Here is a 26,119-nt window from a genome sequence, read left to right as displayed (position 1 = left end):
ATCGTGCCACAATGGCCGGCGGTGGGCGTGCTCTTGGTCGATGCTTGCATCAGACTCTCCGATGGTTCGAGTGTGGAAACCCAAACCTACCGGAAAGGGCGCGCTCACCGCCCCATGGAATCTACAAATCTACGAATCTGGGTTGATCAGCGCTCGCTCGGCGGCAAGCCGGGCGATCTCGTCCTCCGTAAATCCTGCTTCGCGCAGGATCTCCTCGCCGTGCTCGCCGAGCTGCGGCGGATGATTGCGGATCGAGGGCGGGGTCTTGCTCCAGGTCGCGGCGGGGCCGGCGACGCGGAGCGTTCCTTCGGTCGGATGCTCGATCGACTGGATCAGCCCGACCGCGGCGAGATGCGGATCCTCGATCAGGCTGTCGAGATCGTGCAGCGGGGCGTGCGGAATGTCGGCCTCTTCGAACTGGCGCATCCATTCGGCGGTGCTGCGGGTCTTCATCACCTTTGAAAACCAGTCGTAGACGAAATCATAGTTGCGGGTCCGCGCCGAGATGCCGTTCAGCCGGGGATCGCGATTGGCTTCGTTCTCCAGGCCGATCTTGCGGAAGAACGCGTTCCACTGCTTGTCGGAATAGACCAGCGCGCAGATATAGCCGTCGCTGGTCTGGTAGGGGCGGCGGTCCGGCGACAGCAATCGCGAATAGCCGGGCGGGCCGATCGGCGGCTCGAAACTGCGGCCGGCCATGTGGTCGCCGAGCACGAACTGCGCCATGGTCTCGAACATCGGGATTTCGATCGCCTGGCCTTCGCCGGTGCGGTCGCGATGGATCAAGGCGGCGAGGATCGCATGGATGGCGTTCAGGCCGACGATGCGGTCAGCCATCGTGGCCGGCGAGTAGCGCGGCTCACCGGTGATCTTGCCGGTCAGTGCCGGCAGCGCCGTCAGTCCCTGGATCAGATCGTCATAGGCCGGCCGCCCGGCATAGGGGCCGGTCTCGCCGAAGCCGTGCAGGCTTGCGTAGACCAGCCGCGGATTAGTCGCGAGCAGATCTTCGGCGCCGAGCTTGAGCCGCGCCATGGCGGCCGGCCGGACGTTATGAACGAAGACGTCGGCCGTCGATGCCAGGCGTAACAGCACCTCACGCCCGCCCGGCTTCTTGAGATCGAGCACGATGGAGCGCTTGTTGCGGTTGCCCTGCAGGTACATCGCGCCCATCCGGGGATGGCGCATCGGCGCGGCATGGCGCATCACGTCGCCATCGGGACTTTCGACCTTGATCACGTCGGCGCCGTAGTCGCCAAGGATCATGGTCGCGTAGGGCCCCATCATGACGCTGGTGAGGTCGATCACCTTGAAACCGGCGAGGGGACCCGCCGGCTTCGGCGCACGGTCTTGAGCGCGCCCGGTCAACGGCCTGCAGCCAAAGCTTCGGTGAACGCCTTGAACACCTCGGTGCCCGGCTTGCCGCGCTTGTTGATGTCCTTCACCCAGTCCTCGGCGACGGCCTTGAAGGCGGTGTCGAACTGTTTCTTGTCGTCAGCGCCGAAGTTTATGACCTTCATGCCCTGCGACTTGATCTTCTCGGTTGCGGCCTTCTCGCCGTCCTCGAACCGTTTGCAGCCTTCGCGCGTCGTCTGTTCGCCGGCCTCCACCAGCGCCTTGCGCACGTTCTCGGGCAACGAGCGGAACTTGGCTTCGCCCATCGAATAGGTGAAGATCGCGGTGCCGAAGTTGAGCCCTTCGGTGCCGGATTTCAGGATCTTGCCGAAATCGTAGGAAACCGAGCTCTGGTAGGAGAAGATCAAGCCGTCGAGCGTGCCGCGGGTAAGCGATTCATAGATTTCGGGCGCCGCCATCCGCACCGGCACGGCGCCGATCGAGCGCGTCATCAGGTCCATTGCGCCACCGGTGGTGCGGATCTTCAGGCCTTCTAGGTCCTTTGCAGCCTTGATCTCGCGGCTGTTGGCGAGCTGGATCTGATAGGCGGGCAGTGCGATCGTCACCAGCGGGCGGAGCTGGTTCGGCGCGAATTCCTTGGTTTCGAGGATGCCGCCATTGTGGGAGACCTTGTAGAACGCGATCGACCCCTGGCATTCCGTCGCGAAGATGCCGGGCAGCTCGGCGACCGCGGTCAGCGGATATTTGTCCGACGAATAGGACGGCACCACATACGAAACGTCGGCGACGCCGGCGACGGTGAGCTGCGCCATGTCCTTGGCCTTGCCGAGCTGCTCGGCAGGGAAGTGTTGGAAGGTGACCTGGCCGTTGGTCATCTTGGTCACGAGCTCGGAGAACGGTTTGCCGACCAGCTCGTGAATGACATGGCCGTTAGGCAGGCTGTCGGAGAGGCGCAACGTGATTTTTTCTTGAGCGGCGCTTGGAGACGTCGCGGCGGCGGCCAGTAGCGCAGCAAGGACGAAGCGTCTCCGCAGACGAACGTTCATTTTGTTTCCTCTCCCTTTTGTTTCTTTACGCTAGAGCTTCGGTTCTGATTGAATCAGAACCGAAGCTCTAGATTCTCGTTTTGACGCGTTTTCTGCGCAGATAAGTCTACGCAATCTGCGTAAACTTGATTGCTATGCGAACCGGTATCCACTTCGCTCGAAAACGCTCTAGTAGCCCATCTTCATCGGCAGCCACAGGATGATCATCGGCCAGATCACCAGGATCGCGATCGCGATCAGATGGGCGATGAAATGCGGCAGGACGCCGTGAAACACCTCGGCGACCGGGCGCCCTGAATAGCGGGCCACGACGAAGCAGTTCAGCCCGACCGGCGGCGTGATCATACCGACCTCGGCGGTGACGATCTTGATGACGCCGAACCAGAGCGGATCGTAGCCGAGTGACTTGATCAGCGGCAGCACGATCGGCACTGTCAGGACCAGGATCGCGATCTGGTCCATGAAGGAGCCGAGCACGATATAGCCGAACAGGATGATGGTGAGGATCAGCCAGGGCGGCACCTGCAAGCCGCCGACCCAGGCGACCAGGCTCTGCGTCACCTGCGTCAACGTAAAGAAGTAGCCGAAGATCGACGCGCCAAACAGGATCATCGCGATCATGCAGGTGCCATGCGCCGACCGCAGCAGCGCGGCCCGCAGGCTCTTCCAGTTGATTTTGCCCTTCCAGAGCGCGAGCACGAAAGCGCCGAAGGCACCGAGCGCGGAGGCTTCAGTCGGCGTCGCGACGCCGGTATAGATCACGCCCGTCACCATGCCGAACAAGAGCAGCATCGGGCCGACCACCCGCAGCATGCGGAATTTTTCCGCGAGCGAGACCGATGGCGCTGACGGCGCGCGCGACGGATCCTGCCAGGCCAGGAACCACACCGTCGCCATGATGGTGAAGGTGACGAGGATGCCCGGAATGACGCCGCCGATCAGGAGCGCGCCGATGTTCACTTCCGCGAGCAGGCCGTAGATCACCAGCGCCACCGACGGCGGGATCAGCATCGCCAGCGTGCCCGAGATCGCCACTACGCCAGCCGCCATCCTGGGCTCGTATCCCTGCTTGAGCATCGCCGGCAGGCTGGTCGCTGACAAGGTCGCGGCAGAAGCGGTGCTGGTGCCGCAGATCGCGCCGAAGCCGGCGCCGGCGAGCGCGGTTGCCATGCCGAGCCCGCCCGGAACCCGTCCGACCCAGGCGGCCGTCGCCTTGAACAGATCGTCGGCGATCCCGCTGACGAGCACGAATTCCGCCATCAGCAGGAACATCGGGATGGTGATGAGCTCGTAAGAGGTCACCGCCGATAGGGGCGCTGTCTGCAGGATGCCCGAGAGCATCGGCATGCCGCCGATCAGATAGAGCCCGAGCACTCCTGAACCGGCCATCGCAAAGCCAACCGGCGTGCCGATCGCGAGCAGCACGAACAGCACGACCATTGCAAGCGTGAGTATCATTCGAAGGTCTCCCCCGTGGCATGCGACGACGGCAGCGCGATCAGGGCGCGGCCGGTGGCCAGCGAGAGGAGGTGGCCGATCAGGTGCAGCGCAAGGCGCAACGTGATCAGCCCGGCCCCGAAAGGAACGAGCGCAATCGACGGCCACATCGGCCACGGAATGGCGCCCGCCATGACGTCGGCTGACTGGAAGCTGTCGACGGCACGCAGGAAGCCGAGATAGGCGATCAGGGAAAACACGACGATCCCGACGATGCAGGTGACGATCTCGGAGACGCGGATCATCGCCGGCGAAAACTTCTGCTGCAGGATATCGACGCTGACATGGGCATGGCTGGCATAGGCTTCCGACAGCACCAGGAAGAAGATGCCTGCCATCAGATAGAGCGAGATCAGGTCATAGGCCCAGGAGAAGGGCTTGTTGAACGCGTAGCGCATGATGACATCGCTGAACACGATGATCATGATGGCGAACATGAACGCCGCCGCCACGGTGGAGGCGATCTTCTCGATCGTCGCTAGCGCCTTCAATATTCCGTCAAGCAAAATTAGCTCCCCCAGTTCACTTGAACAGTTTACTTGGCCGGAATGGCCGCCACCGCCGCGTCAAACTCCTTCAGCGCGTCACTGCCGCGCTTGCCGCGCGCGTCGAGGCCTTCGGACCAGGTCTTGGCGACGCCCTTCATCAGGTCCTTGAATTTCGCATTGGCGTCAGGTGACAGCGTCTCGAACTTGACGCCTGTGGCTTCCATCGATTTCTTGGTCTCGTCGTCCGATTTCTGGACCTGCTGGCAGGCGGAGGGGATGATTTCCTCGGCGACATCGACCATCGCCTTCTGCACCTCGGGCGAAAGCTTCTTCCAGGCCGTTTCGCTGATCGAATAGGCGACGATGAAACTGGCAAAGCCCAGTCCATCGGTCGAGTATTTCACGAGCTTGTCGGCGCCATAGGCGACCACGCTTTCGAGCGGGAACAACAGCCCGTCCATGGTGCCCCGCGATAGCGATTCATAGGCATCGGGCGCTGCCATGCGCACCGGCACGGCGCCAATCGCGCGCAGCGTCAGATCCTGCGCGCCGCCGGTGGAACGCAGCTTCAGGCCGGTGACATCGCCGACATCCTTGACCGGCTGCTTGACGGTGAAAATGCGATATTGCGGCAGGCTGACCGCGAGCAGCAGGCGGATATTGTTGGCGGTATAATCCTGCTGCGCAATGACGCCGTTCCGCGCCAGCTTCCAATAGGCCAGCGTCCCCTGGCAGGAATGCTCGAACGCGCCCGGCAGCATCGCGACTTCGGACACCGGCATCTTGTCGGAGACATAGGCCGGCGCGACATAGCCGATATCGGCAACACCGGTCTGCGTCAGCTTCAGCATGTCGGCGGCCTTGCCGAGCTGCTGCGCCGGATAGTGGTCGAAGGTCACCGCGTTGTTGGTGCGCTTCTTGACCTCCTCCATCCAGGGTTCGAGGACGAGCTTGACGAGATAGTGGCCCTTCGGAAACGAATCCGCCACCCGCAGGTGAAGCGGTTCGGCGGCCTGCGCCAGAACTGTCGATGCAGCCAAAAAAGCGCAGCCGACAAGGGTCCGCCCGATCGCGACCATAGATCCTCCCTGGGACGTATTGTTGTTGGAAGTAGCTGCGCATAAACGAAATTGATCGTCAAGAACGGCGCGCAGGCTGAAGCCACGCGGCGCTACAACCGGAGAGCGCGGTTTGCGCGGGCGCGAATTGACTTTGCCGGATCATCGGCTGCAAATGCGCCGCAGCAACATTGTCTGAGGAACACACCATGGTTGACGCGCTGATCATCGATGCATGCAGGACGCCGCGAGGCATTGGCAAGGCGGGCAAGGGCGCGCTGTCAGGCATTCATCCGCAGCAGCTCGGCGCCACCGTGCTGCGGGCGCTGGCCGATCGCACCGGCATCGATACCGCAGATGTCGACGACATCATCTGGGGCACCAGTTCCCAGCGCGGCGCGCAGAGCGGTGATCTCGGCCGCATGTCGGCGCTCGATGCCGGCTACGACGTGAAGGCGAGCGGCGTCACACTCGATCGCTTTTGCGGTTCCGGCATCACCAGCGTCAACATGGCCGCCGCTTCGATCATGTCGGGCTCTGAGGATCTCGTGATCGCCGGTGGCACCGAGGTGATGTCGATGGAAGGACGGCGCGGCGAGGGGCCGTTCATGATGGACGCCGGCAACCTCCGCCTGCGCGCAAGGCATCCGCAATCGCACCAGGGCGTTTGCGCCGACGCGGTGGCGACGCTCGAGGGCATCACGCGGCAGGATGTCGATGCGCTCGGGCTGGAGAGCCAGAAGCGAGCGGCGGCCGCAATCAAGGGCGGCCATTTCGACAAAAGCCTGGTTCCGGTCTATCGCGAAGACGGCACGCTCGCGCTCGACAAGGAGGAATATCCGCGGCCGCAGACCACGCTGGAAGGGCTCGCGGCGCTGAAGCCGGCCTTCCCAGCGATCGCCGACTACGCGCTCGACGACAAGGGCACGACCTATCGCAAGCTGATCCTGGAAAAATATCCCGATCTTAACATCGACTTTGTCCATCACGCGGGAAATTCGTCCGGCGTGGTCGATGGCTCCGCCGCGATCCTGCTGGCATCGCCCGACTACGCCAGGAAGCACGGACTGAAGCCGCGCGCACGCGTAGTCGCGATGGCCAATATGGGGGACTCGCCGACCCTGATGCTGAACGCGCCGGTGCCGGCGGCGCGCAAGGTGCTGGCCAAGGCCGGGCTGACGCTTGACGATATCGACCTGTTCGAGATCAACGAAGCCTTTGCCGTGGTCACGGAGAAGTTCATCCGTGACCTCAAGCTCGATCGCGAGAAGGTCAACGTCAATGGCGGCGCGATCGCGCTCGGTCATCCTATCGGCGCGACCGGCTCGATCCTGATCGGGACGCTGCTGGACGAGTTGGAGCGGCGGGATCTCAAGCGAGGTCTGGTGACGATGTGTGCCGCCGGCGGTATGGCGCCCGCGATCATCATCGAGCGAGTGTGAGGGCAGGGTTCAAGCGGCGGGAAACCTAAGCTCGAAGGTCACGCCTTCACTGGTCGGCAAGAGCCGGATCGAGCCGCCGTGACTTGTCATCACGGCGCGCACGATCGCAAGGCCCATGCCGGTGCCGCCGGCATCGCGGCGGGTGGTGAAGAAGGCGTCGAAGATCCGTTCCCGGTTGGCTTCCGAGATCGGATCGCCATCATTGCTCACGATCAGCTTGACGGCCGTACGCTCGTCCACGGCGTCAAGCCGTATAGTCCTGGCGTTGTGCCGTACGGCGTTGTCGGCGAGGTGTGAGAGGACGATCAGCGCCTTTTCGGCGGACATCCCGATCGGCCGGTCGAGACCGCCGGGCGCCGTGATAACGCAAGCCGGGAACCGGCTTTTTAGATCGCCGATCACGGACGCCAGTTCGGTGCGCTCGTTCTGCGGCACGGTTTCGGCACGCGCCAGTTCGCGTAGCCGCTGGGCCATCGCTTCGAGGCGTTCGGTGTCGCCAAGAATATTCGACACGAAGGTCTTCTGCTCGGAGCGGGTCAGGCTGTCCGATTTGCCATCCAGAGAATCCAAAAGCAGCTCCGCCGCGCCCTTGATCGAGGTGAGCGGCGATTTCAGCTCGTGCGTGAGATGTGCCGAGAACGTCGCGATGTAGTCTGAACGCCGCGCCAATTGTTCGGCCATGCCAAAGAAGCTGTGCGAGAGCTGTGCGAATTCGCGCGTGCCGTAGTGCCGCAATGGGCGGAATGCGGTGCGATCACCTTTGCCGATGCGCGCGGCGCGGCCGATCAGTTCGTGCATGGGCTGGGTGATGGTGCGGGAGAAAAACAGCCCGATCGCCATCGTCGCAAGGATCACGGCGAGCGCGGCAAGCACGAACTTGACGCGTTCCTGATAGAGATGGTCGAAAATGTTGCTCGGCGTCCGGGTCGTATAGATCACGCCGGCCACGCGGTTGTTGACGATCACCGGCATCGCGGAAAACACGTGCACGCCGACGCCGCGGCTGATGGAATAGATCGGCGGCGGAGGTTTGTCCGGCACGCGGATCCGCAGCGCGGCCCGATATTCGCCATGGAGGGCCGCGGCGATTTCCTCGATATGGGCGAGCGACTGTCCGACTTCCTGACGTCCGGCGATCACGACGCCCTGCGGATCGAGGATCCTGAATCCGGCAAGCGTCACCTTCTGCGTCTCGCGGACGATCGGCAGCAGTCGCGCGCCGATCTCGACATAGGCCTGATCGGCCGGCGCGCTCGCGGGCAAGGCAACGGGCCGCCGTCGCAACAGATCATTGCCGGCGAGATCGAGCGCGGGCCGGATCGGCGTGACCTGATCGCCAGGATCGGGCAAGACGCCGGGCGGGACCTCGGCGCCGAGAGGAATCCCATGGTCGAGCCGCGCCTGCACCTCCTGTGCGAAGATTGCTGCCAGGACGCGGCTCTGGGCGATCAGTTCGGCCTGGGTCTGGCGAATAAGCTGGTTGTCATAAAGGCGGAAGAAGAACAGGCCGACCAGAGGCAGTATGGCGACGGTCGCCAGCACGGTGAAGATGACCAGGCCGAGCGATGGCCGCCATTTGTCTGGCGCATTCGGACCACTCATGCCTGCGGCTCGCATCGCCCGAGCTTGAAGCCGACGCCGTGAATAGTCTCGATGACGTTGTCGCAATTCAGCGCGGCGAGCTTAGCGCGGATGTTGCGGATGTGGCTGTCGATGGTGCGGTCGGACACCTGGATGTTGAGCTGGTAGGCCGCGCGCATAAGCTGCTCGCGGTTGAAGACGGCCGTCGGCCGCGTCAGGAAGGCACGCAGGATTCCGAACTCGATTGCGGTCAGCCGGAGCGCTGTGCCGGCAAATGATGCAACGTGCTGCTCTGGATCGACGGTCAGTCTACCTTGCGTGAGAACCGTGGTGCCGGCTTTGGCGTCGCCGCTGCGCGAGTTCATGCGCCGCAGGATGACGTTGACGCGGGCGACGAGCTCGCGCGGGCTGAACGGTTTTGTCACGTAGTCGTCGCCGCCGATCTCGAGGCCCAGCACGCGATCGATCTCGTCGTCGCGCGCCGACAGGAACAGGATCGGTACGTCGGAAGTCTTTCGTACCTCCCGGCAGACGTCGAGCCCGTCGAGTTCTGGCATCCCGATGTCGAGAACGATGAGGTCAGGCCGGTCGCTCGCAAATCGGGCGAGCGCCTCCTTGCCGTCGCGCGCCTCGACAACGTTCATGCCGGCTTTCTTGAGGGCGACGCGGATGACTTCGCGGATGTGCAGGTCGTCGTCGACGATAAGAATACGGTGCGTCAAACGTCTCTCCAGCCCGCTCGTCAACCCGTGACCTTGTTTTTCTGTTCGCCATCGAGATAGCGCTGCAGGCGCCAGCTTCGAAAACCCCAGGAACGCCAGGACGCCATGTCCTGCCGCTGCTGTTCTACAAGCGAATCCCGGCGGGAAACAAGGCACGGATCGCTGGTGCGAAGCTGGAGGACCTTCTCGATCGCGGGCAGCGCCTGCGGCCCGAGCTGAGCCAGGTAGTTTGTGTCGACCTGCAAGCCCTTGCCGGACACGTCCCGGCTGTGGGTGACATTGTAGTCGGCAATGATTGCAGCGAAGTTGACGAGCGAGCAGACATAGAGCACGGCCGTCAACGTGACCAGGTTTGCTGTTACCAGCCAGGCGTTGGAACGGTCCAGCATGATGCGGGCGACGATCAATAGAAGTCCGATGGCGACCAGCAGCATCCAGATGAAAGCGGCCACGCGCCAGTAGGTCAGAAGATAGATCTGCACATAGAGGTCGAGCCGGTAGATGGCGGAAGCGACCAGCAGGACGTTCTGCGCCACCCACAAATAGACCAGGGGCCGTATCACCTTGGACCCTTCGGCGGGACCACCGGGCCGAATTGCGACGAGAACGAAGCCCGCTGCCAGCAGGGCCGTGACGATCAGCGGATAGGCCCCGCGATGAGCATATGAGGCATAGGTGACGCCGGCCGGGAGCGCCGCATTGCCCCAGAGATAAACCGCGTCCAGGATCGTCTGAACCGCGAACAGCAGATTGAACAGGATCAGCGAACGCAGGACGGTCGGTGCGCCGAGGAAGTCGACGACACTGGAAGATGTGTCGGCGGCTGGGGCGGGGGCTTCGGCCGCGGCAGTGACTGAGCTCGATTTGCGTCGCCACCTGACATGGATAAAGGGCCAGACAAGGGATATCGCCACGATCCAGAACAACGCGCGTCCGATGCTCAGATGCGAAGCGGCGCTGCCGGGGTTGATCAGGCTGATCCAGTTTTCGAGCACAGGATTGGCAGCGACGAATAAGGCGAGGAATACTGTTCCGAGCAAGGCCGGTACGAACCACAGGATGAAGCCGCTGGTCAGCGCCGGGAGGTTGAACATCCCGAGTGCGTCCACAAAGAACCTGAAAGGACTGACCAGGAAGAGGTCGCAAAGCGCCGCCGCCCGTTCGCCAAAGCCGGTGAGACCAGGGTTGGTCGTGAGCAGGAGACCAGCGCCGAGCGCGAGCAAGATGATTGCAAGTGACGCCGCATTGACTTCCTCCACGGTCGGCACAAGGCCGGCGATCACGAGGAGGCCGCCGAGCATCGCTCGACGCTTGTCCAGCTTGGCGATGTTGGCAAGCAGCGAACCGCAGGCCAGCGCGAGGGCGAAAACAGTAACCGATATTCCGACCCGCTCGCCGTAGAACAGGAAGTCGGCAAGTGCAGCCAGCGCGACCGCGATCGCGAGCTTGGCCGACAGGGATAAGCTTTGGACGGGCCGGATATCGGCGGCCGGCGAAGCGAGACTCGTCATGTCAATTCCTTTGCGGATGTCGAACGCGGCGGACCTTGAACCGACGTTGTGCAAATCTCGAAATGGTCGTCTGCACGACTTCAGGAGTTTTGTGCAGTTTCCGTGCAGGCCTGTTTAAGTGCTCGCGCGGCGTGTGCGCATTTGATAGGGGCGAGGTCTCTCGTTTCACACGCGGCGTCGCCAACCATGAAATTTCGAAATCGTGTCGTTATCATCGGGCTCTGGTTCATCGGGCTGGTGCTCGCCCTTGTCGCCGCCAACAAGAACGAGCCCTATCTCGCTGTGCTCCGTGGGACGGGAAACATCGGGCTCGTGGTCATGAGCGGCGTGGTGGTCGTCGTCCTGCTGCTTCGCGGCTCCTGGCGGCGAGGGCTTTCGAGAAGACTGCTGGTCCTGGTCTGGTGCCTGCCGCCGCTTCTGATGCTGGGCGCGCATCTTACGTTCGAGCTGCGCAAGCGCGAGGTGCTGCAGGCCGACGCTGCGCAGGCGCGCAGCCTTGGGCCGCACTTCATGGTCGGCTATTCGTCGGTCTCAGCGGTGACGGTGCTGGCGGAGAAGGGGCTGATCGGCGGCATCTATGTCAGCAAGCACAATCTGCGGCGAAAGTCGGCGGAGGCGTTGAAAGCCGAGATCGCAACGCTTCAGGACAAGCGGCGTGCTGCAGGGCTCCCGCCCCTGATCGTCGCGGCCGACCAGGAAGGCGGCATCGTTTCTCATCTGTCGCCGCCACTGACCAAACTGCCGGCGCTGGCCACATTGGCGGAGACGACGCCGGACCTGCGGAAGGCGAAGGCCGAAGAATTCGGCCGCATTCACGGACAGGAATTGGCGGCGCTCGGGGTCAATCTCAATTTTGCCCCGGTGCTCGACCTGCGGCCCGAGTCGGGGCGTAACCGATTTGATTTCAATACGCTGATCGGCCGCCGGGCAATCTCAGCCGATCCCGCCATCGTCGGCGAGATCGCGCAGGCCTATGTTCGCGGCCTCGAAGCGTTCGGCGTCGGCGCAACCGTAAAGCATTTTCCCGGCTTGGGCCGCGTGCGTGCTGATACCCATCACTTCAGTGCGGAGCTCGGAACATCAGTGGACGAATTGGAAGCGTCCGACTGGCGTCCGTTCCGGGATGTGCTGACGCACTCAAAGGCGCAGCTCATGGTCGGCCATGTGACTCTCACCGCGATCGATCCGGATCACGCGGCCTCGCACTCAAAGCGCGTCATCGACGGGATCATCCGAAACAAGTGGAACTACCAGGGCATCGTGATGACGGATGATCTGGTGATGGGAGCGATTTACCAGCACAATGTCTGCGATGCCGTCGTCGAGGCGCTGAATGCCGGCGTCGACATGCTCCTGGTCGCATTCGACGGCGCGCAATTTTATCGAATCTTTGCCTGCGCGCTGGACGCATCCCGACAAGGAAAGTTGGATCCGGCCATGCTCCGCCAAAGCGAGGCGCGCTTGAGAGGCGCATTTCCGGGAGATTGAGGACGCTCGTGGGGCGGGCGACGCGGATGCCCGGAACGAGCCCAGATGCTGCGATAGCAAACTGCGCCGCTTTTTTCAAAAATGAACGGTCGCGCTCGCGGATCGTTGCCGCGCGGGTGAAATTTGATCGGACAATCCGGGGATGAACCTTTAGAGTTACTGTGACAGTCTTCCTGTCGGGACCTCGGCCGCGGCGAACCGTTGCCTGGCTTCCGACCAAGCCGATCTTGTCCGCCGAAGTGTCGTTCCAACACCCCGCTGTAGCAACAACACCGTCACGGCTTCGCGATGAACATCTTCGATCCGCAAGGTCCGATCGCCGCTGCGCAGAAGACGATTCTGATCGACTCGGTCGGGATCATGCTCGCGATCGTCCTGCCGACGATCGCGGCAATCTTTGCCTTTGCATTCTGGTTTCGAGAGTCCAATCCACGGGCGACCTATCAGCCTCATTGGGCTTATTCCGGCCGCCTCGAGCTCGTGGTGTGGTCGATCCCGACGCTGACGATCATTCTGCTCGGAGGGGTCGCCTGGATCGGATCGCATCAGCTCGATCCTGCCCGGCCCATTGATGGGACCGGCGCGCCGGTCCGCATCCAGGTCGTGTCGCTCGATTGGAAGTGGCTCTTCATCTATCCGGACCAGGGGATCGCGACCGTCAACACGCTGACGGTGCCGGTCGGCTCTCCCCTTGATCTTGAACTGACCTCCGGCAGCGTGATGAACGCGTTCTTCATCCCGCAGCTTGGCAGCATGATCTACACGATGAACGGGATGGTGACGCGGCTGAAGCTGCGTGCCGACAATCAGGGCACCCTTCAGGGCCTGTCGTCCCATTTCAGCGGGGATGGCTTTCCCGACATGAAGTTCGACGTCCAGGTCGTACCGCAGCTCCAGTTTCCTGACTGGGTGGCACGCACCGCCCAGACCGATCGTGTCTTGAACGCGGAAAGCTACGGAAAGCTCGCCCAGCAATCGGTCGAGACCGTGACATCCACCTATCGGCTCGAGGATCCGCGGCTGTTCCACGCCATCGTGACCCAGGAGATCCCCCCGGGCCCGGGACCGAAGCTGACGTCGGAAAGCGCGCAGTCGCATATCGGAGGCCAAGATGTTCGGTAAGCTGAACTGGTCCGCCATTCCGATCGATCAGCCGATTCCGATGATCGCCTCGGGCGTGGTCGCGCTCGTCATCCTCGGGGTCCTCGCCTGGGTCGTCCTTGCCGGCCACCTGCCATATCTCTGGCGCGAATGGATCACCAGCGTCGATCACAAGCGGATCGGCGTCATGTACACCTTGCTCGCGATGGTGATGCTGCTGCGCGGTTTCTCCGACGCGCTGATGATGCGGTCCCAGCAGGCAGTTGCCTTCCAGTCGCAAGGCTATCTGCCGCCAGAGCATTACAACCAGATATTCTCCGCGCATGGCACTATCATGATCTTCTTCGTGGCGATGCCGTTCGTGATCGGGCTGATGAATTTGGTGGTGCCACTGCAGCTCGGCGTGCGCGACGTGGCGTTTCCGACTTTGAATTCCGTCGGCTTCTGGCTCACCGCAACAGGCGCGCTGCTGGTCAACATCTCGCTCGTGGTCGGCGAGTTCGCGCGCACCGGATGGCTGCCTTATCCGCCGCTGTCGGGACTCACTTATTCGCCGGGTGTCGGCGTCGACTATTATCTGTGGGCGCTCCAGATCTCCGGCGTCGGCACGCTGGTTGCCGGCATCAATCTCGTTACCACGGTGCTGAAGCTGCGCACCAGGGGCATGACATATTTGCGCATGCCAATGTTCTGCTGGACCACGCTCGCCTCGAGTTTGTTGATCGTGGCGGCGTTTCCGATCCTGACGGCAACGCTGGCGATGCTGATTCTCGACCGCTATTTCGGCTTCCATTTCTTCACCAATGAGGCCGGCGGCAACGTGATGATGTTCATGAACCTGATCTGGGCGTGGGGGCACCCCGAGGTCTACATCCTTGTGTTGCCCGCGTTCGGAATCTTCTCCGAGGTGGTCTCGACGTTTTCGGGCAAGCCGCTGTTCGGCTATCGGTCTATGGTGCTTGCCACCATGGCGATCTGCGTCATCTCCTTCATGGTGTGGCTGCACCATTTCTTCACCATGGGCGCCGGTCCCTATGTCAATGCGATCTTCGGGATCGCCAGTATGATTATCGCGGTGCCGACCGGCGTGAAGATCTACAACTGGCTGTTCACGATGTATGGTGGACGGGTGCGGTTCGAGACGCCGATGCTGTGGGCGATCGGCTTCATGGTGACGTTCATCCTCGGCGGCCTCACCGGGGTGCTGGTCGCCGTGCCGCCCGCGGACTTCCTGCTTCACAACAGCCTGTTCCTGGTCGCTCACTTTCACAACGTGATCATCGGTGGCGTGCTGTTCGGCGCTTTCGCGGGCTATGCATATTGGTTTCCGAAGGCGTTCGGCTTCCGCCTGCATGAGGGGCTCGGCAAAGCGGCGTTCTGGTGCTGGCTGATCGGGTTCTACGTCGCGTTCATGCCGCTCTATGCGCTCGGCTTTCTCGGCATGACGCGGCGAATGCAGCATTACGATGTCCCGGAATGGCGCCCGTGGCTCCTGATCGCAGGGGTTGGCGCCGTCATTATCCTGATCGGGATCATCTTCCAGATCATGCAGCTCACCGTCAGCATTCATCGTCGCGAAGAGCTGCGCGACCGCACCGGCGATCCGTGGGACGGGCGATCGCTGGAATGGGCAACGGCCTCGCCGCCGCCGGTATTCAATTTCGCGATTCCACCTGATGTGACCGGGGAGGACGCTTACTGGTCATTGAAGGCGCATGCCAAGCAGCAGGGTCTCGAGAAGCGCGAGCTCGACTACAAGGACATCGAGATGCCGCGCAATTCCCCGACCGGCTTCGTGTGCGCCTTCTTCGCGACCATCATGGGCTTTGCGTTGATCTGGCACATCTGGTGGATGGTCGCGGCCGGTGTGATCGGCGCCTTCGCCACCTTCGTCGCATTCGCATGGCGGGACCATGACGAATACGTCATCGCGGCGAAGGAGGTGGCGCGCATCGACCGCGCCAATATCGAAGAGCGGCGCGCCCTGACCAGCTTGGCGGGAGCCTGAGCCATGGCCGACACGACGCTGGCATATGCTCAAGCCGATCCGCACCGTCTGCGCGGGATCGCGCATGCCGCGGTCGCGCACGCGGGACCGGCGCCGAAGCGGATCGTCACAGGCTTCGGTTTCTGGATATTCCTGCTCAGCGACATCGTCATGTTCTCGTGCTTCTTCGCGACCTATGCGGTCCTGGTTGACCAGACCGCAGGGGGGCCGAAGGGGGCCGAACTGTTCGATCTCAGGAGAGTCGCGGTCGAGACCGTCTTCCTGTTGCTGTCAAGTTTCACCTGCGGGCTCGCCAACATCGCGGCCGATATTCGAAACAGGTTCTGGTTCCAGGTGGGCATGGCGGCGACTTGCGTTCTCGGCCTGGCCTTCCTGTACCTTGAGGCGCGCGAGTTTGCGGACCTGGTCGCACGCGGTGCGGGGCCGACGCGCAGCGCGTTTCTGACCGCCTTCTTCAGCCTCGTCGGTTGCCATGGCCTGCATGTCTCTGCCGGCATCCTCTGGCTGCTGACGATGATGGCGCAGGTGGTCGCCAAGGGCTTTCGGGCCGACATTGGGCGACGCATCATGTGCTTTGCGCTGTTCTGGCACGCCCTCGATATCATCTGGGTCGCGGTATTTTCGGTGGTCTACCTGCTCGGGAGCAAGCCATGAGCGATCAAGCTTTGGAACAGCACCGTATCGATCTGGCACCGGGCGACGAAGGCGAGGGCGGCGTCGGCCTGCGCGTACTCGGCTATGTCACCGGCCTTGGCCTTGCACTCCTGTTGACGGCGACCTCGTTCTTTGTTGCCGGCACCGACCTGGTCTGGCAGCCGAGCATTCCCGTTGCCATCATCGTGCTGGCGATCGCCCAGATGGGCGTGCATCTCGTCTTCTTCCTCCACATCACGACCGGGCCTGACAACACCAACAACGTGATGGCGCTTGCCTTCGGCGTGCTCATCGTTTTCCTGGTGATTGGCGGCTCGCTATGGATCATGGCGAACCTCAATCAGAATATGATGCCGATGGACCAGATCATGCAGATGCAGCGCTAGCGCTGCACGACCCCTGAAGCGGTTTCAGGATCGCGCGCCGACCGCGGATTTGTGGTCCTGCCGCTGGGACCAGGACACATAATAGGCGACACATGTCATGCCGAGAATGCCGGCGACGCTGACGACCACCTGCATCGCCAGCGACTTGGGGCCCGTGATCAGAACCAGGTGCCCGGCAAATGAAAGGAAGATGCCGGAGCAGAACACCGCGAGCCATTGCTCGCCGCATTTGATGAGGGGCTGCATGGCCTGCATTTGAAGTCCGTACCAGTCGCGAGGTATCAGCATGGTGAAAAAGAACGCCAGTGCGAGCAGGTGCAGCACCCGATAGGGAGCAAGGTTCTCCTTGTCGTTGGCCGGAAAGGCATCGAGCACCGAACTGGGTATCATCTCCGCCAGCGCAGGCGATTTCCCAGCCGACATGATCGTCAGGGCGACGAGCAGGTAGATCAACGCGGTGACGCGCAAGGCCGGAAGCTTCTGCATCGCGCGAACCACATGCGCGTCTCCTGCACCACCGACCGCGAACCAGGCGCCCAGCACGAACAGCAATTGCCAGCAGAACGGATTGAGATACCAGCCCCCGTCCGGAAAAGCGGTCAGGTTCCAGTCGAAGTGCCGCGCCAACAGATAGAGCGCAATGGATCCAAGCATGGTCAGGCGCGGCCAGCGCATCATGCCGAACAGCACGGCGGGAAGGAACGCCATGAGGACGATGAAGAGCTGCAATACGTCCAGGTTGAGCGGTTTGGCCTGCAGCAGCAGGCCGCGGACGATTACGCGAATCGGATGCTCGATGAAGTCGGTGATATTGAATTCCGCGAACAGATCGGGTGCTGCGGATTGAGCCGCGACATATCCGATCAGGTCGACGTAGACGACGAACAGCACCATATAGGCTGCGTAGAGCTGCCATACCCGCTTGAAGACACGCGTCGCCCCAACGACGAAGCCGCGTTCCACAACGATCTTCCCGTACATGATCGCCGCGGCATAGCCGATGACAAATACAAACAGCTCGGTCGCCCCGCTGAATCCAAAGTTCCGCAAGGTCAACACGCTGACGGCGTTGTGCGGAATGTGATCCAGGAACAGGGACCAAGTCGCGATGCCGAGCAGAAGGAAGATGCGTAGATCGCCGTCGCGCGCCGCGATCTCAGCCTTCACACATGGATTCATTGAGAGCAAAACTTCCCACGTTCGGAGCAGCGAATCGCGAATCCATCGCGCCCCGCCGCCACTCCGAATAGACGTTTCGCCGAGAATATTTGATCCGCTGCTGATGAATTAAAGCCGCCGACGATCACGTTTTCGAAATTGAAATGTGATTCGCCGCGATTCATGTGAAGGGCCGATCATGCTTGCTCGTGCTTGCGCAGATCGCGGCGATGGTCGAAGACGCTCGCTTGCAGGTCGGCTTCGGCCGCGCTGATGCCGGGGAGGGCAGCCTCGGCGAGGATATCGGCCGTCACGTCCTCGACAGCCGAATCGGAGATTTCGTGGATGAAGCTGATGTTCCTGTATTCGCCCGATACAACCCGCGCGATGACCCCGCGCCTTGTGATTTCGGGATCAACCACGGCCTCGCGGCCGCGCCGGCCGTAATCGATCATCACGACGAAATACTGCATGTCGGCCAAACCGGCCACCTCTCTCGACAGGAGTCGGATGGCCGCATAATTTCCGAAAATCGGAAATTTGTCAAGTGTAATTTCTGAAAATCAGAAGTCGGGGCCTTGCCTATTTCTCCGGCGTCCGAGGACTGTGCGCCTTGGCGGCTTTGCGGGACCGCGCGGCCGCCTTGCTGCGCAACCGCTCGATCTGGCCTCGCGGCAGGGTCACGCAGATCTCGCCGATCCATTCGAGCTTCACCCCGTTGATCGGCTTGGCGTTGAAGCTCGTGAGGTTGACCAGTGTCAGCGATTTTCCACGCTCGATCGTCTTCAGATAGCGCTCGCCGGTCTTCAAACGAACCGCCGCTTCTTCGCCATAGAAGCTCGAGAGGGGGTGTCGCTGCTCGCGATAGACGACAATGATGTCGCCATTCTCGTATTTCGGCAGCATCGAATCGCCCGATACCTCAAATGCAATGGTTTCTTCCGCGATCGGGAAGGGCAACTCGACTTCACCGAGTCCTTCCGGCGGCACCTGCTCATATTCCGGCTCGATCGAGGCTCCGGCGCCGACCCGGCCCATGACCGGCACCGAGTTGAGCTCGAGATATTCCATGATCGGCGCAATCTCGGATGCCTTGATCTGGCGTATCCCGGAAAGGATTTCGGAAACAGCGCCGGGGCGAACACCCATCGCCTGCGCGAGCCCACCCTTGGTCTTGCCCGGCTTCTGCAGGCCCCGCTCGATCAATCTGGTGTCCAGCATGGCGCATCCCTCTTTCGAATCCCCAGAAAGCATAGCAATTCGGATAATCAGAAATCAAGCTTGACTTTCATTTCGGAATATCAGAAATTGATGGTGAGGCGTCGGGCGCCGAAGGGAAGGACAAGAATCAACAATGGAACTGACAGGCTGGGCGCCCGAACATTCGCACGCGCTGCGGGAATATATTGCCCAAGGCATGAGCTTTGCGAAGATCGCCAAGGCGATCAACGCCAGATTCAACACCGACTATACGAGAAGCGCCGCGATTGGTCGTGCCAGGCGGCTAGGTCTGACGATGTCGGATAGCGCGCCGCCAGCACTGCCGCGGCTGACGCCAGTGCCGCAGTTGAACCGGTCGAGCGAGCCGCGCGCGCCAAGATCGATCGAATTCAATTGGCCGATGCCCGTGTTCGAGAAGGCGCCGCTGGTCGAGCTCCGTTGTGTCGAGATCGCGCCGCGCCACCTTTCGCTGGTGGAGCTTGAATATGAAGATTGCCGATATCCCTATGGCGGTGACAGCGATGTCGAACCGATCACCTTTTGCGGTCATCGGAGGCGGCCAGGTTCAAGCTACTGCACGCCCCATTTCCACTTGAGCCGCAATCCGGAGCTCGAGACGGAGCCGTCACCGAGCACCGCACCGCTACACCTGCGCGAGCCGGCATAGCGGCGTACGCGCCTCCCACCTCATCCGCCTTGCTAACGACCCATCTTGCCACCGGCGAGATGGTCCCCGGTCGAATTGCCTTGAAGGAGCCAAGCGATGCCGCGCGTCAAACGCAAGAAACCGTATCATCCCGCCAGAGCGCTTGACCGCCGCGCACAGGATCTGCCGCACAACGCCGAAGTCGCCACTGTTGAGGTCGACGATCCCCTTGCGCTCGAGCCCGGGGACAAGGTCGTTGCGCTGCGCTCGATCCGCAACGATCCGCTCGGACGCCTGCATTCGCACCGTCAGATCGATGATACCCAGTTGCGAGGCGGCCGCGAGTTCCAGAGTGATTGGGAGAAGGCAGAGCGTGGGCCGCGCGCGGTAGACACCACAAGGGAATATGTTGATGGCGGCACGCGGCGCGAGCCCATCACCGAGGCCCAGCGCAGGGCAGTATCGCGGCTCAACCGGGTCGAGCGCGAGCTCGGCGCCGACGGTTCGGCCCTGGTGCACGAAGTCCTGATCCTCGGCATGACCATGGAGCAGGTCGGCGAGCGGCGGGGGCTGCGAACCCAGCGCTGGAACGATTACTTTGCGCGGCGGCTCAAGGAATGTCTCGACCGGTTGGCGCTGATCTACGGCTTTGCGACGCCGCATCCCGTACCGGTCAAAAGCCTCCAGCGCTGAAGCGGAGCGGCTGAACCACGTCGTAGGCGGCTTTGGTCAATGGCACCGCATAATCGACAGTGAGGGCCCCGAACGGGGAGGCCCAAGTGAGGCCCATGCCGACCGAGGAGCGCACGACGTTTTTATTGGCGACTTGCAGCGCGGTGCCGCCCACGCTGGTCGGACCGGTATAACGGAACACACTTCCGGCATCGACAAAGGCCGATGCCTTGAGGCCGTATTCGTCCGGCACGCCGGGAATTCCGCTCTGCAGTTCCGCCGTCGTCGCCCAATAGGCGCTGCCGCCGACATTATCCATGGTGGTGCCGGGCGTCAGATCGCGTGGGCCGAAGCCGTTGGTGGCAAAGCCCCGGACCATGGTCGGGCCGCCGAAAAAGCTGTTCATCAGCGGCACCTGCTGACCGCCCCAGCCGGTGACGTAGCCGCCCTGAGCACGGACCATGCCGACGAGGTCGCCCGTGAGTGATTGATAATAGCGCGCGTCTTCGCTGGTCCGCAGGAACTTCACGTCGCCGCCGAGGCCGGCCAGATCCTGGCTGAGTTGCGACCTGAATCCACTGGTCGGGCTCTTGGCGTTATCGAGCGTGCTGTAGGTCGACGTGGAACCAACCGCGGAGACCCAAGCCGGTCCGTTAGCGGCAGCCTGCTGGACTGCGAGGGAAGGCGTCAGGCCGGAGGTGGTGGGGCCAAGCGAGATGTCCTGGTTGTAGATCGAATAGCGCCATTGCACGCCAAGCTGCTCGGTGATCGGCGTGCCGAATTGCAGCGTCGAGCCATAGGTCGTGCTGTTGTAGGACTGGTAGCTGTTCACCTCGCTTTGCCGGCCGAACAGCTCGATCCCGGCCGATACCTTGGTGCCGAGGAAATAGGGCTCCGATGCTGCGAGGTCGATGCCGCGGGCATATTGGCCATAGGTCACAGAGGCCTGAACGTTCTTTCCGGTCCCATAGAAATTGCGATCGCCCACCTTGACCTCGACCAGCGCGCCGTCAGTGCTCGAGTAGCCGCCGGAGATGTTGAACTCGCCGGTCGCCTGCTCCACGGTCTCGACATCGAGGACGACGCGATCGGGCGTCGAGCCGGGCCGATTGGTGATCTTGACGGTCTTGAAGTAGTTCAAGTTCTTCAACCGCCGCTCCGCGCGATCGATCAGCGTCTTGTTGTAAGGATCGCCCTCGGCGATGTCGAACTCGCGCCGGATCACGTAGTCGCGGGTGTGGGTGTTGCCATGGATCTCGATACGCTCGACATAGGTGCGCGGGCCCTGGTCGATGACGAATGCGACGTCGATTCGTTGTGCGGCGGCATCTCGGACGATGCGCGGCACAGCCTGCGCAAAGGGATAACCGAGCTTGGCCATCTCGATGGCCAGCAGTTCGGTACTCTTGTCCAGCGCATTGCCGTCAAACACCGTGCCGGCGTGGGCGAGCGCGACGCCGCGCAGCTTTTGCGGATCGAGCCCGGGAATATTGCAGGCGACGCTGATATCTCCAAAGTGATACAGCGGGCCTTCATCGATCACGAAAGTGACTGCAAATCCCTTGGCCGCTGGATCGTATTCGGCCGTTGCCGAGCGGACGGTGGCATCGGCATAGCCCTTGCTGCGATAGTAGATGCGCAACTGCTGCTGGTCCTGCGCAATGCGGTCGGGATCGTAGACGTCGCCGCCGGTCAGAAAACTGAGCATATTGGTGGCCGACGTCTTGATCACGGCATTGAGCTGGCGTGCGCCGAAGGCCCGATTGCCGACAAAACTGATCCGGCGTACGGGCGTTTTGGTACCCTCTGTGATCACATAAACGAGATCGACGCGGCCGTTGCCGCGGTCGATGATCTCGGGCGCGACGCGGACATCGTCGCGTCCGACATGGCGATAGGCTTCGATGATACGGCCAATGTCCGACTGTACCGTTGAGCGCTGCAGGCTGCCGCGCGGCTTGGACTCGATCGCGGCGGCCAGATCGGCATCTGTTATCTTCCTGTTGCCCTCAAAGGCGACACGGTCGAGGATTGGTGCTTCCGTCACATGCACGGTCAGGCGATCGCCGGCGGGCTCGATCGAGACCTTCTCGAACAGTCCCGTTGCGACCAGCGCCCTCAAGGCTTCATTGCGCGCGGCTTCATCAAGCCGGCCGTCTGGCCCTGGATGGAAGTAGGAGCGCACGGTATCGGCCTCGACCCGGCGGTTGCCTTCGACGATGATCGTCGCAGTCGGCACCGGCACGCTCTCTGCGGCAAGTGATGCGACCGCGTTCAACAGGACTGCAGTGGCGACAAGTGACAAGCCGGTCATGCGCGGCTTCGACGGCCGCCAACGCAGCGTGATGCGCTCGAGCTTCACTTCCCTTACGGTCTCCCATTGACCGGCGATATCGAATTGCCGGCGCCGGGCAAAAGGATGTCGCATCTGGGGTGAGTTGCAGGCCGGAATCGGCCGCCCGCCATAATTTAAGCGCGCTTATTTAACCTGCGCGTTCTCAGAATTGTCGCAATGGCCGCATCATGCTTTGCAGCACAAAGTCCGAGATGTTGGTGCGGTGATGCATCAACGCTCGCCAGGAGTGCCGGATGCGTTACGCAGTTCTCGTCGTAAGCTCCCTGTTGCTGATGCAATCGGCGCATGCGGAGAAGACGCCGGACATTGACCCGCGCGCCTCGCTCGCCGTGGTCCAGCAGTGGATTTACAATTATCGCGCCAAGCCGGATTACGCCCATGTGCCGGCCGCAGTGCGCATTCTCTTCCATTCGCAAAGCTTCAAGGAGCCGGAAAATGCCGGCATCTATCTCGGCTTCATCGCCGGCGCGATCGGCTCCAATCCGGAAAAGGCCGAGCAACTGGTTGCGAGTTTCTTCCCCGTCGCGCCGGAAGATGAATGGGTGATCGTGCGCGCCGTTGCCTATTCCGGGCTGGCTGACTGGCGGAATATTCTGCGCAGGCTCGCGCCGCGCATGCCGGGGCGCAGGGTGATGATCGACAGCTACCTTTCCGGCAGGCTGCCGACACTCAACGATATTCCGCTCGAGGAGGCGACGCCCGGGATGATGGACAAGCTACGCGTCGCGTTCGCGCGCAATCCGTTCGCCAAGGAGGAGAGGAAGCTGAACACGAAGCTGACCTTTGCCACCAATCAGGATCTCCTGGATGCGCTGTGGGGATATTATTTTGCCACCGGCTCTCATGTTCCGATCCAGCGCATCATCGAGATGCTGCCGTGGAGCAGGAGCCGCGATACGGTCGACAAGCTCACCGTCGGCAGCATGGCGCGTTATACGCTGGCGAGCTATGCGATCCGCGACGCCAGCCTGCGTGAATTCCTTCGTAACGAACTGGCGCGGCAGAAGCCGCCCATCAAGGCGCCGCTCGCGGAGGTCGTCGACGCGGCCGATACGGTGGAGATCGCGGCACTGCGCAAGGATGCCCTTGGTGCCGTCGACGAACTCAAGGCCAAGGGATCCGATAGCCGGCGCAATCTGGACTTCTGGGGCCAGGTTGGCGTCGGCGCGCTTTCACTCGGATGCGTCTCGGCTGCGGCGCTCGGGCAGGTCGCTATTGGCATCCCCTGCGTGATCGGCGGCTCGGCCTCGCAGGGACTGTTGCAGTTCTGGGAAAAGCAACAGTGAGCCTCGTTCGGGCGTGGTGCTCTTTCTTGCTGCGGAATATCGCCGATCTGGGCCGGTAGCCATGTCAGCCTGATATCCCGCCCTGCAAAATCCGAGTTTGGCCTCACCTTGGTGCTTCCGCTAGAAAGTCGTGACGTCGCTTCTGGCGACAACGGTGGGCGTTTGCCCATTAACCGACAATAATAAAAGGAAGCGCCCAACCATGACTGTTGGACCACAACTGCCCGAGCGCGCGCTGCGCGCAAAGGGCGAACCGACCGCCCTCGATGGTCTACTGGTTATCGATTTCACCCGTGTGGTCGCCGGTCCCGCCTGTACGCAGACGCTTGCCGACTTCGGCGCCGAGGTCATCAAGATCGAAAACCCGGATGGCGGCGACGACACGCGCGCCTATGAACATGCGGAAATCGGCGGCGAGAGCGCGGCGTATCTCAGCCTCAACCGTAACAAGCGTGGTATTGCGCTCGACTTCACCAATCTCGCCGCACGCGAGGTGGTGCGCGAGCTCATCGCCAAGGCGGACGTCGTGGTGGAGAATTTTTCCGGCGGCGTGATGAAGAAGTTCGGCCTCGACTATGCTTCGGTCGCGCCGAGCAATCCGCGGCTGATCTATTGCTCGATCTCGGCCTATGGCCGCAAAGGCGAATTTGCCTTGCGGCCCGGGTTCGATCCGATCACGCAGGCCGAAAGCGGCTTCATGTCGCTGAACGGTTTTCCCGACGGCGAGCCGGTAAGGACCGGGCCGCCGATCGTCGACATGGCAACCGGCATGTCGGCCTGCAATGCGATCCTGCTTGCATTGCTGGCACGCGACCGGCTTGGCCGCGGCCAGCATGTCGAGATCGCGCTGATCGACATGGCGGTAGCCATGACTGGATTTTATGGTATGGCCTATCTGATCAGCGGCCAGAATCCCGGTCGCTTCGGCAATTCGCCGAACGGTTCGCCAACGGTCGGTCTCTACCAGGCCGCCGATGGTCCGCTCTACATGGCCTGCGCCAACGATCGGCTGTACCGCCGCCTCGTCACCGAAGTGTTCGACCGGCCGGATCTCATCACCCATCCCGATTTTGCACACCGCAAGGACCGAACCGCAAACAAGGAGAAGCTGCGCGCGATCATTGCCGGCATCTTTGCCACCGACCGGCTCGAAAACTGGATGGCGAAGATGAAGAAGGCCAATATTCCCGTCGGCTATCTGCGCACGGTCGAGCAGGGGTTCAATGCGCCGGAAGTGCGCGACCGCGATCGCCTCAGCAGGATTCCGCATCCGACCGCGGGCTTCGTTCCCAATATCGAGACGCCGATCGGGATGAGCGTTACGCCGACGGTCGATCCAGTCGCCGCGCCGCTGCTTGGCCAGCACACGAGGGAGGTGCTGCGCGACACGCTCGGCTATGACGACGGCCGTATCGCGGCGCTGAAGGAAGCTGGAGCGTTCGGGAAGACGGGGAATACGGACTGAGCGGACCATCGTCTGGCGGATCGGTCTGGGCACGCTCCGCCGGCGATCTCTATTCTTTTACCGGTCTCGGCTCCGCAAACCAGCCAAGCTATAGCTTCAGTTCGGCTTGCTGTGGAGTTTGTTGTTTGGCCTCTCGTCCGCTTCCTTGTGCTCGGCCCGATCGATCTCGAGACGCGCCATCCGGAGTATCAAGGTGGCCGTGGTCAGACCGAGGCGTTCGGCCTCTTGGGCTGCGGTTTCAACCTTCTTCGCCAAGCCGTCGCGTTTGCCTGGATATGCCATAAATTCTTCCTCTCTTAATAAGTGGATTAACAATCCAAGTTGTGTTGCGGAGCTGCAGTAGATAGCTCGGAGCTCCATCGAGCGAAACGATCAGTTTCGCGCCATATTGGCGGGTGGCTGGGTCGCGATTGCATAGACCGCACCGCCTTCGAGCGCTTCCGATTGGTGGACCGTGCCGGCCGGGAGGAAGATGGTGTCACCGGCGCTGACGATGCGCTGACCGCCATCCCAGGTGAAATTGAGCCTGCCGCTGACGATCATCAGGATCTCGTCGACCGGATGGGTGTGGAAGCTATGGACCTTGCCCGCAACGTCATGCTGCAGTTCGATCGAGCCCTGCTCCGGAAGCAGGTTGAGGATCGCCGGATCGATCGCGAATTCGGTCTTCTGACCTGTCACAATCCTGGTCATGCCGCTTGCTCCGTGTTGCCAGTGTGAGCCGACTTGTTCTGCGCGAGCTTGGCGAAGGGGCAGCCCCCGACAGAATGGTTGTCGTCTTGCAGGAAATATTGCTGGTATTCGCGCCCGTCGGTCGCGCCGTAGCGTCCGAGCAGCGGCGAGGGACTTGTGCGGGGATGTCCCGATCGCTGTTGAACTACGTCGGGCCGACGTTGCCGGAATGAATGTTACGCGGCCCTTGTGACATGGGCAACGGGCTTGATCGTCATGGGATTGTGGTGAGCTTGAAGGGCCGCACG

At 62.1% G+C, this 26,119-nt stretch carries 24 protein-coding genes and 1 pseudogene; 10 read left to right on the top strand and 15 right to left on the bottom strand.

What is annotated here, in order from left to right; all coding sequences use genetic code 11:
• Positions 1-129: 129 nt before the first annotated feature.
• The 5 genes from ACZYOF_RS30805 to ACZYOF_RS30785 all read right to left on the bottom strand — a co-directional run bounded on the left by ACZYOF_RS30805 (position 130) and on the right by ACZYOF_RS30785 (position 5,463).
• On the bottom strand, positions 130-1,365 hold the full coding sequence (locus ACZYOF_RS30805; protein ID WP_463718117.1) for a CaiB/BaiF CoA transferase family protein: 1,236 nt from the start codon (positions 1,363-1,365) through the stop codon (positions 130-132).
• Complete coding sequence (locus ACZYOF_RS30800) at positions 1,362-2,399, bottom strand: TRAP transporter substrate-binding protein (protein ID WP_463718116.1); 1,038 nt, start codon at positions 2,397-2,399, stop codon at positions 1,362-1,364. Before ACZYOF_RS30800 ends, ACZYOF_RS30805 begins: the two co-directional genes overlap by 4 nt.
• 168 nt (positions 2,400-2,567) lie before the next feature.
• Complete coding sequence (locus ACZYOF_RS30795) at positions 2,568-3,857, bottom strand: TRAP transporter large permease (protein WP_282527707.1); 1,290 nt, start codon at positions 3,855-3,857, stop codon at positions 2,568-2,570.
• The gene (locus ACZYOF_RS30790; protein ID WP_130577058.1) at positions 3,854-4,402 is read right to left on the bottom strand and encodes a TRAP transporter small permease; all 549 of its coding nucleotides are present in this window, start codon (positions 4,400-4,402) and stop codon (positions 3,854-3,856) included. The genes ACZYOF_RS30795 and ACZYOF_RS30790 overlap by 4 nt, the downstream gene beginning before the upstream one ends.
• A gap of 29 nt (positions 4,403-4,431) precedes the next feature.
• Positions 4,432-5,463 carry a TRAP transporter substrate-binding protein gene (locus ACZYOF_RS30785; RefSeq protein ID WP_282527706.1) on the bottom strand — a complete coding sequence of 344 codons (1,032 nt, stop codon included), beginning with the start codon at positions 5,461-5,463 and terminating at the stop codon, positions 4,432-4,434.
• 188 nt (positions 5,464-5,651) lie between these two features.
• Between ACZYOF_RS30785 and ACZYOF_RS30780 the strand changes: the two genes are divergently transcribed.
• Positions 5,652-6,884 (top strand): acetyl-CoA C-acetyltransferase, encoded by a 1,233-nt coding sequence (locus tag ACZYOF_RS30780; RefSeq protein WP_463718115.1) that lies wholly within the window; start codon positions 5,652-5,654, stop codon positions 6,882-6,884.
• 9 nt (positions 6,885-6,893) lie between these two features.
• Here ACZYOF_RS30780 and ACZYOF_RS30775 read toward each other — a convergent pair whose 3' ends face one another.
• From ACZYOF_RS30775 to ACZYOF_RS30765, 3 genes are read right to left on the bottom strand one after another with little or no spacing between them, the layout of a single operon-like run.
• Positions 6,894-8,486, bottom strand: a complete 1,593-nt coding sequence (locus ACZYOF_RS30775) for a sensor histidine kinase (RefSeq protein ID WP_463718114.1) — start codon at positions 8,484-8,486, stop codon at positions 6,894-6,896.
• Positions 8,483-9,187: a response regulator transcription factor gene (locus tag ACZYOF_RS30770; protein WP_463718113.1), complete on the bottom strand. Its 705-nt coding sequence runs from the start codon at positions 9,185-9,187 to the stop codon at positions 8,483-8,485. Before ACZYOF_RS30770 ends, ACZYOF_RS30775 begins: the two co-directional genes overlap by 4 nt.
• A 20-nt stretch (positions 9,188-9,207) precedes the next feature.
• Positions 9,208-10,698, bottom strand: coding sequence for a DUF4153 domain-containing protein (locus tag ACZYOF_RS30765; protein ID WP_463718112.1), 1,491 nt, complete (start codon positions 10,696-10,698; stop codon positions 9,208-9,210).
• A gap of 186 nt (positions 10,699-10,884) precedes the next feature.
• Here ACZYOF_RS30765 and ACZYOF_RS30760 point away from each other — a divergent pair, with 186 nt between their 5' ends.
• The 5 genes from ACZYOF_RS30760 to cyoD all read left to right on the top strand — a co-directional run bounded on the left by ACZYOF_RS30760 (position 10,885) and on the right by cyoD (position 16,335).
• Positions 10,885-12,186, top strand: coding sequence for a glycoside hydrolase family 3 N-terminal domain-containing protein (locus ACZYOF_RS30760; RefSeq protein ID WP_463718111.1), 1,302 nt, complete (start codon positions 10,885-10,887; stop codon positions 12,184-12,186).
• Positions 12,187-12,474: 288 nt separating this feature from the next.
• Positions 12,475-13,308, top strand: a complete 834-nt coding sequence (gene cyoA, locus ACZYOF_RS30755) for a ubiquinol oxidase subunit II (protein ID WP_130577065.1) — start codon at positions 12,475-12,477, stop codon at positions 13,306-13,308.
• Positions 13,298-15,295, top strand: a complete 1,998-nt coding sequence (gene cyoB / locus ACZYOF_RS30750) for a cytochrome o ubiquinol oxidase subunit I (protein WP_463718110.1) — start codon at positions 13,298-13,300, stop codon at positions 15,293-15,295. Before cyoA ends, cyoB begins: the two co-directional genes overlap by 11 nt.
• A gap of 3 nt (positions 15,296-15,298) precedes the next feature.
• Positions 15,299-15,949: a cytochrome (ubi)quinol oxidase subunit III gene (locus ACZYOF_RS30745; RefSeq protein WP_130577067.1), complete on the top strand. Its 651-nt coding sequence runs from the start codon at positions 15,299-15,301 to the stop codon at positions 15,947-15,949.
• Positions 15,946-16,335 (top strand): cytochrome o ubiquinol oxidase subunit IV, encoded by a 390-nt coding sequence (cyoD, locus tag ACZYOF_RS30740; RefSeq protein WP_130577068.1) that lies wholly within the window; start codon positions 15,946-15,948, stop codon positions 16,333-16,335. The genes ACZYOF_RS30745 and cyoD overlap by 4 nt, the downstream gene beginning before the upstream one ends.
• A 24-nt stretch (positions 16,336-16,359) precedes the next feature.
• On the opposite strand, the gene ACZYOF_RS30735 is transcribed toward cyoD, so the two are convergent.
• The 3 genes from ACZYOF_RS30735 to ACZYOF_RS30725 form a co-directional block, all read right to left on the bottom strand.
• Complete coding sequence (locus ACZYOF_RS30735; protein WP_394565454.1) at positions 16,360-17,514, bottom strand: OpgC domain-containing protein; 1,155 nt, start codon at positions 17,512-17,514, stop codon at positions 16,360-16,362.
• A gap of 176 nt (positions 17,515-17,690) precedes the next feature.
• Positions 17,691-17,966, bottom strand: a complete 276-nt coding sequence (locus ACZYOF_RS30730) for a hypothetical protein (RefSeq protein ID WP_130577102.1) — start codon at positions 17,964-17,966, stop codon at positions 17,691-17,693.
• Between the two features lie 109 nt (positions 17,967-18,075).
• The gene (locus ACZYOF_RS30725) at positions 18,076-18,714 is read right to left on the bottom strand and encodes a S24 family peptidase (protein WP_463718109.1); all 639 of its coding nucleotides are present in this window, start codon (positions 18,712-18,714) and stop codon (positions 18,076-18,078) included.
• Positions 18,715-18,847: 133 nt separating this feature from the next.
• Here ACZYOF_RS30725 and ACZYOF_RS30720 point away from each other — a divergent pair, with 133 nt between their 5' ends.
• Both ACZYOF_RS30720 and ACZYOF_RS30715 read left to right on the top strand, forming a co-directional pair.
• Entirely contained in the window at positions 18,848-19,381 is a 534-nt protein-coding gene (locus ACZYOF_RS30720) for a GcrA family cell cycle regulator (RefSeq protein ID WP_463718108.1), read from the top strand.
• A gap of 96 nt (positions 19,382-19,477) precedes the next feature.
• Positions 19,478-20,053 (top strand): hypothetical protein, encoded by a 576-nt coding sequence (locus tag ACZYOF_RS30715; protein ID WP_463718107.1) that lies wholly within the window; start codon positions 19,478-19,480, stop codon positions 20,051-20,053.
• Here ACZYOF_RS30715 and bamA read toward each other — a convergent pair.
• Positions 20,034-22,394 carry an outer membrane protein assembly factor BamA gene (bamA, locus tag ACZYOF_RS30710; protein ID WP_463718106.1) on the bottom strand — a complete coding sequence of 787 codons (2,361 nt, stop codon included), beginning with the start codon at positions 22,392-22,394 and terminating at the stop codon, positions 20,034-20,036. The two genes, ACZYOF_RS30715 and bamA, sit on opposite strands and share 20 nt — an antisense overlap.
• A gap of 227 nt (positions 22,395-22,621) precedes the next feature.
• Here bamA and ACZYOF_RS30705 point away from each other — a divergent pair, with 227 nt between their 5' ends.
• The gene (locus tag ACZYOF_RS30705; protein ID WP_463718105.1) at positions 22,622-23,674 is read left to right on the top strand and encodes a hypothetical protein; all 1,053 of its coding nucleotides are present in this window, start codon (positions 22,622-22,624) and stop codon (positions 23,672-23,674) included.
• A 202-nt stretch (positions 23,675-23,876) separates the two neighbouring features.
• The gene (locus ACZYOF_RS30700) at positions 23,877-25,139 is read left to right on the top strand and encodes a CaiB/BaiF CoA transferase family protein (RefSeq protein ID WP_463718104.1); all 1,263 of its coding nucleotides are present in this window, start codon (positions 23,877-23,879) and stop codon (positions 25,137-25,139) included.
• A 96-nt stretch (positions 25,140-25,235) separates the two neighbouring features.
• Here ACZYOF_RS30700 and ACZYOF_RS30695 read toward each other — a convergent pair whose 3' ends face one another.
• The 3 genes and pseudogenes from ACZYOF_RS30695 to ACZYOF_RS30685 form a co-directional block, all read right to left on the bottom strand.
• Positions 25,236-25,394, bottom strand: a complete 159-nt coding sequence (locus ACZYOF_RS30695; protein ID WP_282527692.1) for a hypothetical protein — start codon at positions 25,392-25,394, stop codon at positions 25,236-25,238.
• Positions 25,395-25,511: 117 nt separating this feature from the next.
• Positions 25,512-25,832: a cupin domain-containing protein gene (locus ACZYOF_RS30690; RefSeq protein WP_463718103.1), complete on the bottom strand. Its 321-nt coding sequence runs from the start codon at positions 25,830-25,832 to the stop codon at positions 25,512-25,514.
• A pseudogene (locus ACZYOF_RS30685) lies at positions 25,829-26,017 on the bottom strand (YqcI/YcgG family protein); the annotation flags it as partial. The gene ACZYOF_RS30690 and the pseudogene ACZYOF_RS30685, both read right to left, overlap by 4 nt.
• Positions 26,018-26,119: the final 102 nt, after the last annotated feature.

The sequence above is a fragment of the Bradyrhizobium sp. LeoA1Lang genome, assembly GCF_055413685.1.
The sequence above is the reverse complement of the archived record's forward strand: the minus strand, read 5'-3'. Positions and strand labels throughout refer to the sequence as shown.

Excerpts from the sequence above, each read along its gene's own strand:
- ACZYOF_RS30800 (WP_463718116.1), bottom strand. The coding sequence starts at position 2,399 with ATGAACGTTCGTCTGCGGAGACGCTTCGTCCTTGCTGCGCTACTGGCC.
- ACZYOF_RS30795 (WP_282527707.1), bottom strand. The coding sequence starts at position 3,857 with ATGATACTCACGCTTGCAATGGTCGTGCTGTTCGTGCTGCTCGCGATC.
- ACZYOF_RS30785 (WP_282527706.1), bottom strand. The coding sequence starts at position 5,463 with ATGGTCGCGATCGGGCGGACCCTTGTCGGCTGCGCTTTTTTGGCTGCA.
- ACZYOF_RS30780 (WP_463718115.1), top strand. The coding sequence starts at position 5,652 with ATGGTTGACGCGCTGATCATCGATGCATGCAGGACGCCGCGAGGCATT.
- ACZYOF_RS30775 (WP_463718114.1), bottom strand. The coding sequence starts at position 8,486 with ATGAGTGGTCCGAATGCGCCAGACAAATGGCGGCCATCGCTCGGCCTG.
- ACZYOF_RS30765 (WP_463718112.1), bottom strand. The coding sequence starts at position 10,698 with ATGACGAGTCTCGCTTCGCCGGCCGCCGATATCCGGCCCGTCCAAAGC.
- ACZYOF_RS30760 (WP_463718111.1), top strand. The coding sequence starts at position 10,885 with ATGAAATTTCGAAATCGTGTCGTTATCATCGGGCTCTGGTTCATCGGG.
- cyoA (WP_130577065.1), top strand. The coding sequence starts at position 12,475 with ATGAACATCTTCGATCCGCAAGGTCCGATCGCCGCTGCGCAGAAGACG.
- cyoB (WP_463718110.1), top strand. The coding sequence starts at position 13,298 with ATGTTCGGTAAGCTGAACTGGTCCGCCATTCCGATCGATCAGCCGATT.
- ACZYOF_RS30745 (WP_130577067.1), top strand. The coding sequence starts at position 15,299 with ATGGCCGACACGACGCTGGCATATGCTCAAGCCGATCCGCACCGTCTG.
- cyoD (WP_130577068.1), top strand. The coding sequence starts at position 15,946 with ATGAGCGATCAAGCTTTGGAACAGCACCGTATCGATCTGGCACCGGGC.
- ACZYOF_RS30735 (WP_394565454.1), bottom strand. The coding sequence starts at position 17,514 with ATGAATCCATGTGTGAAGGCTGAGATCGCGGCGCGCGACGGCGATCTA.
- ACZYOF_RS30730 (WP_130577102.1), bottom strand. The coding sequence starts at position 17,966 with ATGCAGTATTTCGTCGTGATGATCGATTACGGCCGGCGCGGCCGCGAG.
- ACZYOF_RS30725 (WP_463718109.1), bottom strand. The coding sequence starts at position 18,714 with ATGCTGGACACCAGATTGATCGAGCGGGGCCTGCAGAAGCCGGGCAAG.
- ACZYOF_RS30720 (WP_463718108.1), top strand. The coding sequence starts at position 18,848 with ATGGAACTGACAGGCTGGGCGCCCGAACATTCGCACGCGCTGCGGGAA.
- ACZYOF_RS30715 (WP_463718107.1), top strand. The coding sequence starts at position 19,478 with ATGCCGCGCGTCAAACGCAAGAAACCGTATCATCCCGCCAGAGCGCTT.
- ACZYOF_RS30705 (WP_463718105.1), top strand. The coding sequence starts at position 22,622 with ATGCGTTACGCAGTTCTCGTCGTAAGCTCCCTGTTGCTGATGCAATCG.
- ACZYOF_RS30700 (WP_463718104.1), top strand. The coding sequence starts at position 23,877 with ATGACTGTTGGACCACAACTGCCCGAGCGCGCGCTGCGCGCAAAGGGC.
- ACZYOF_RS30690 (WP_463718103.1), bottom strand. The coding sequence starts at position 25,832 with ATGACCAGGATTGTGACAGGTCAGAAGACCGAATTCGCGATCGATCCG.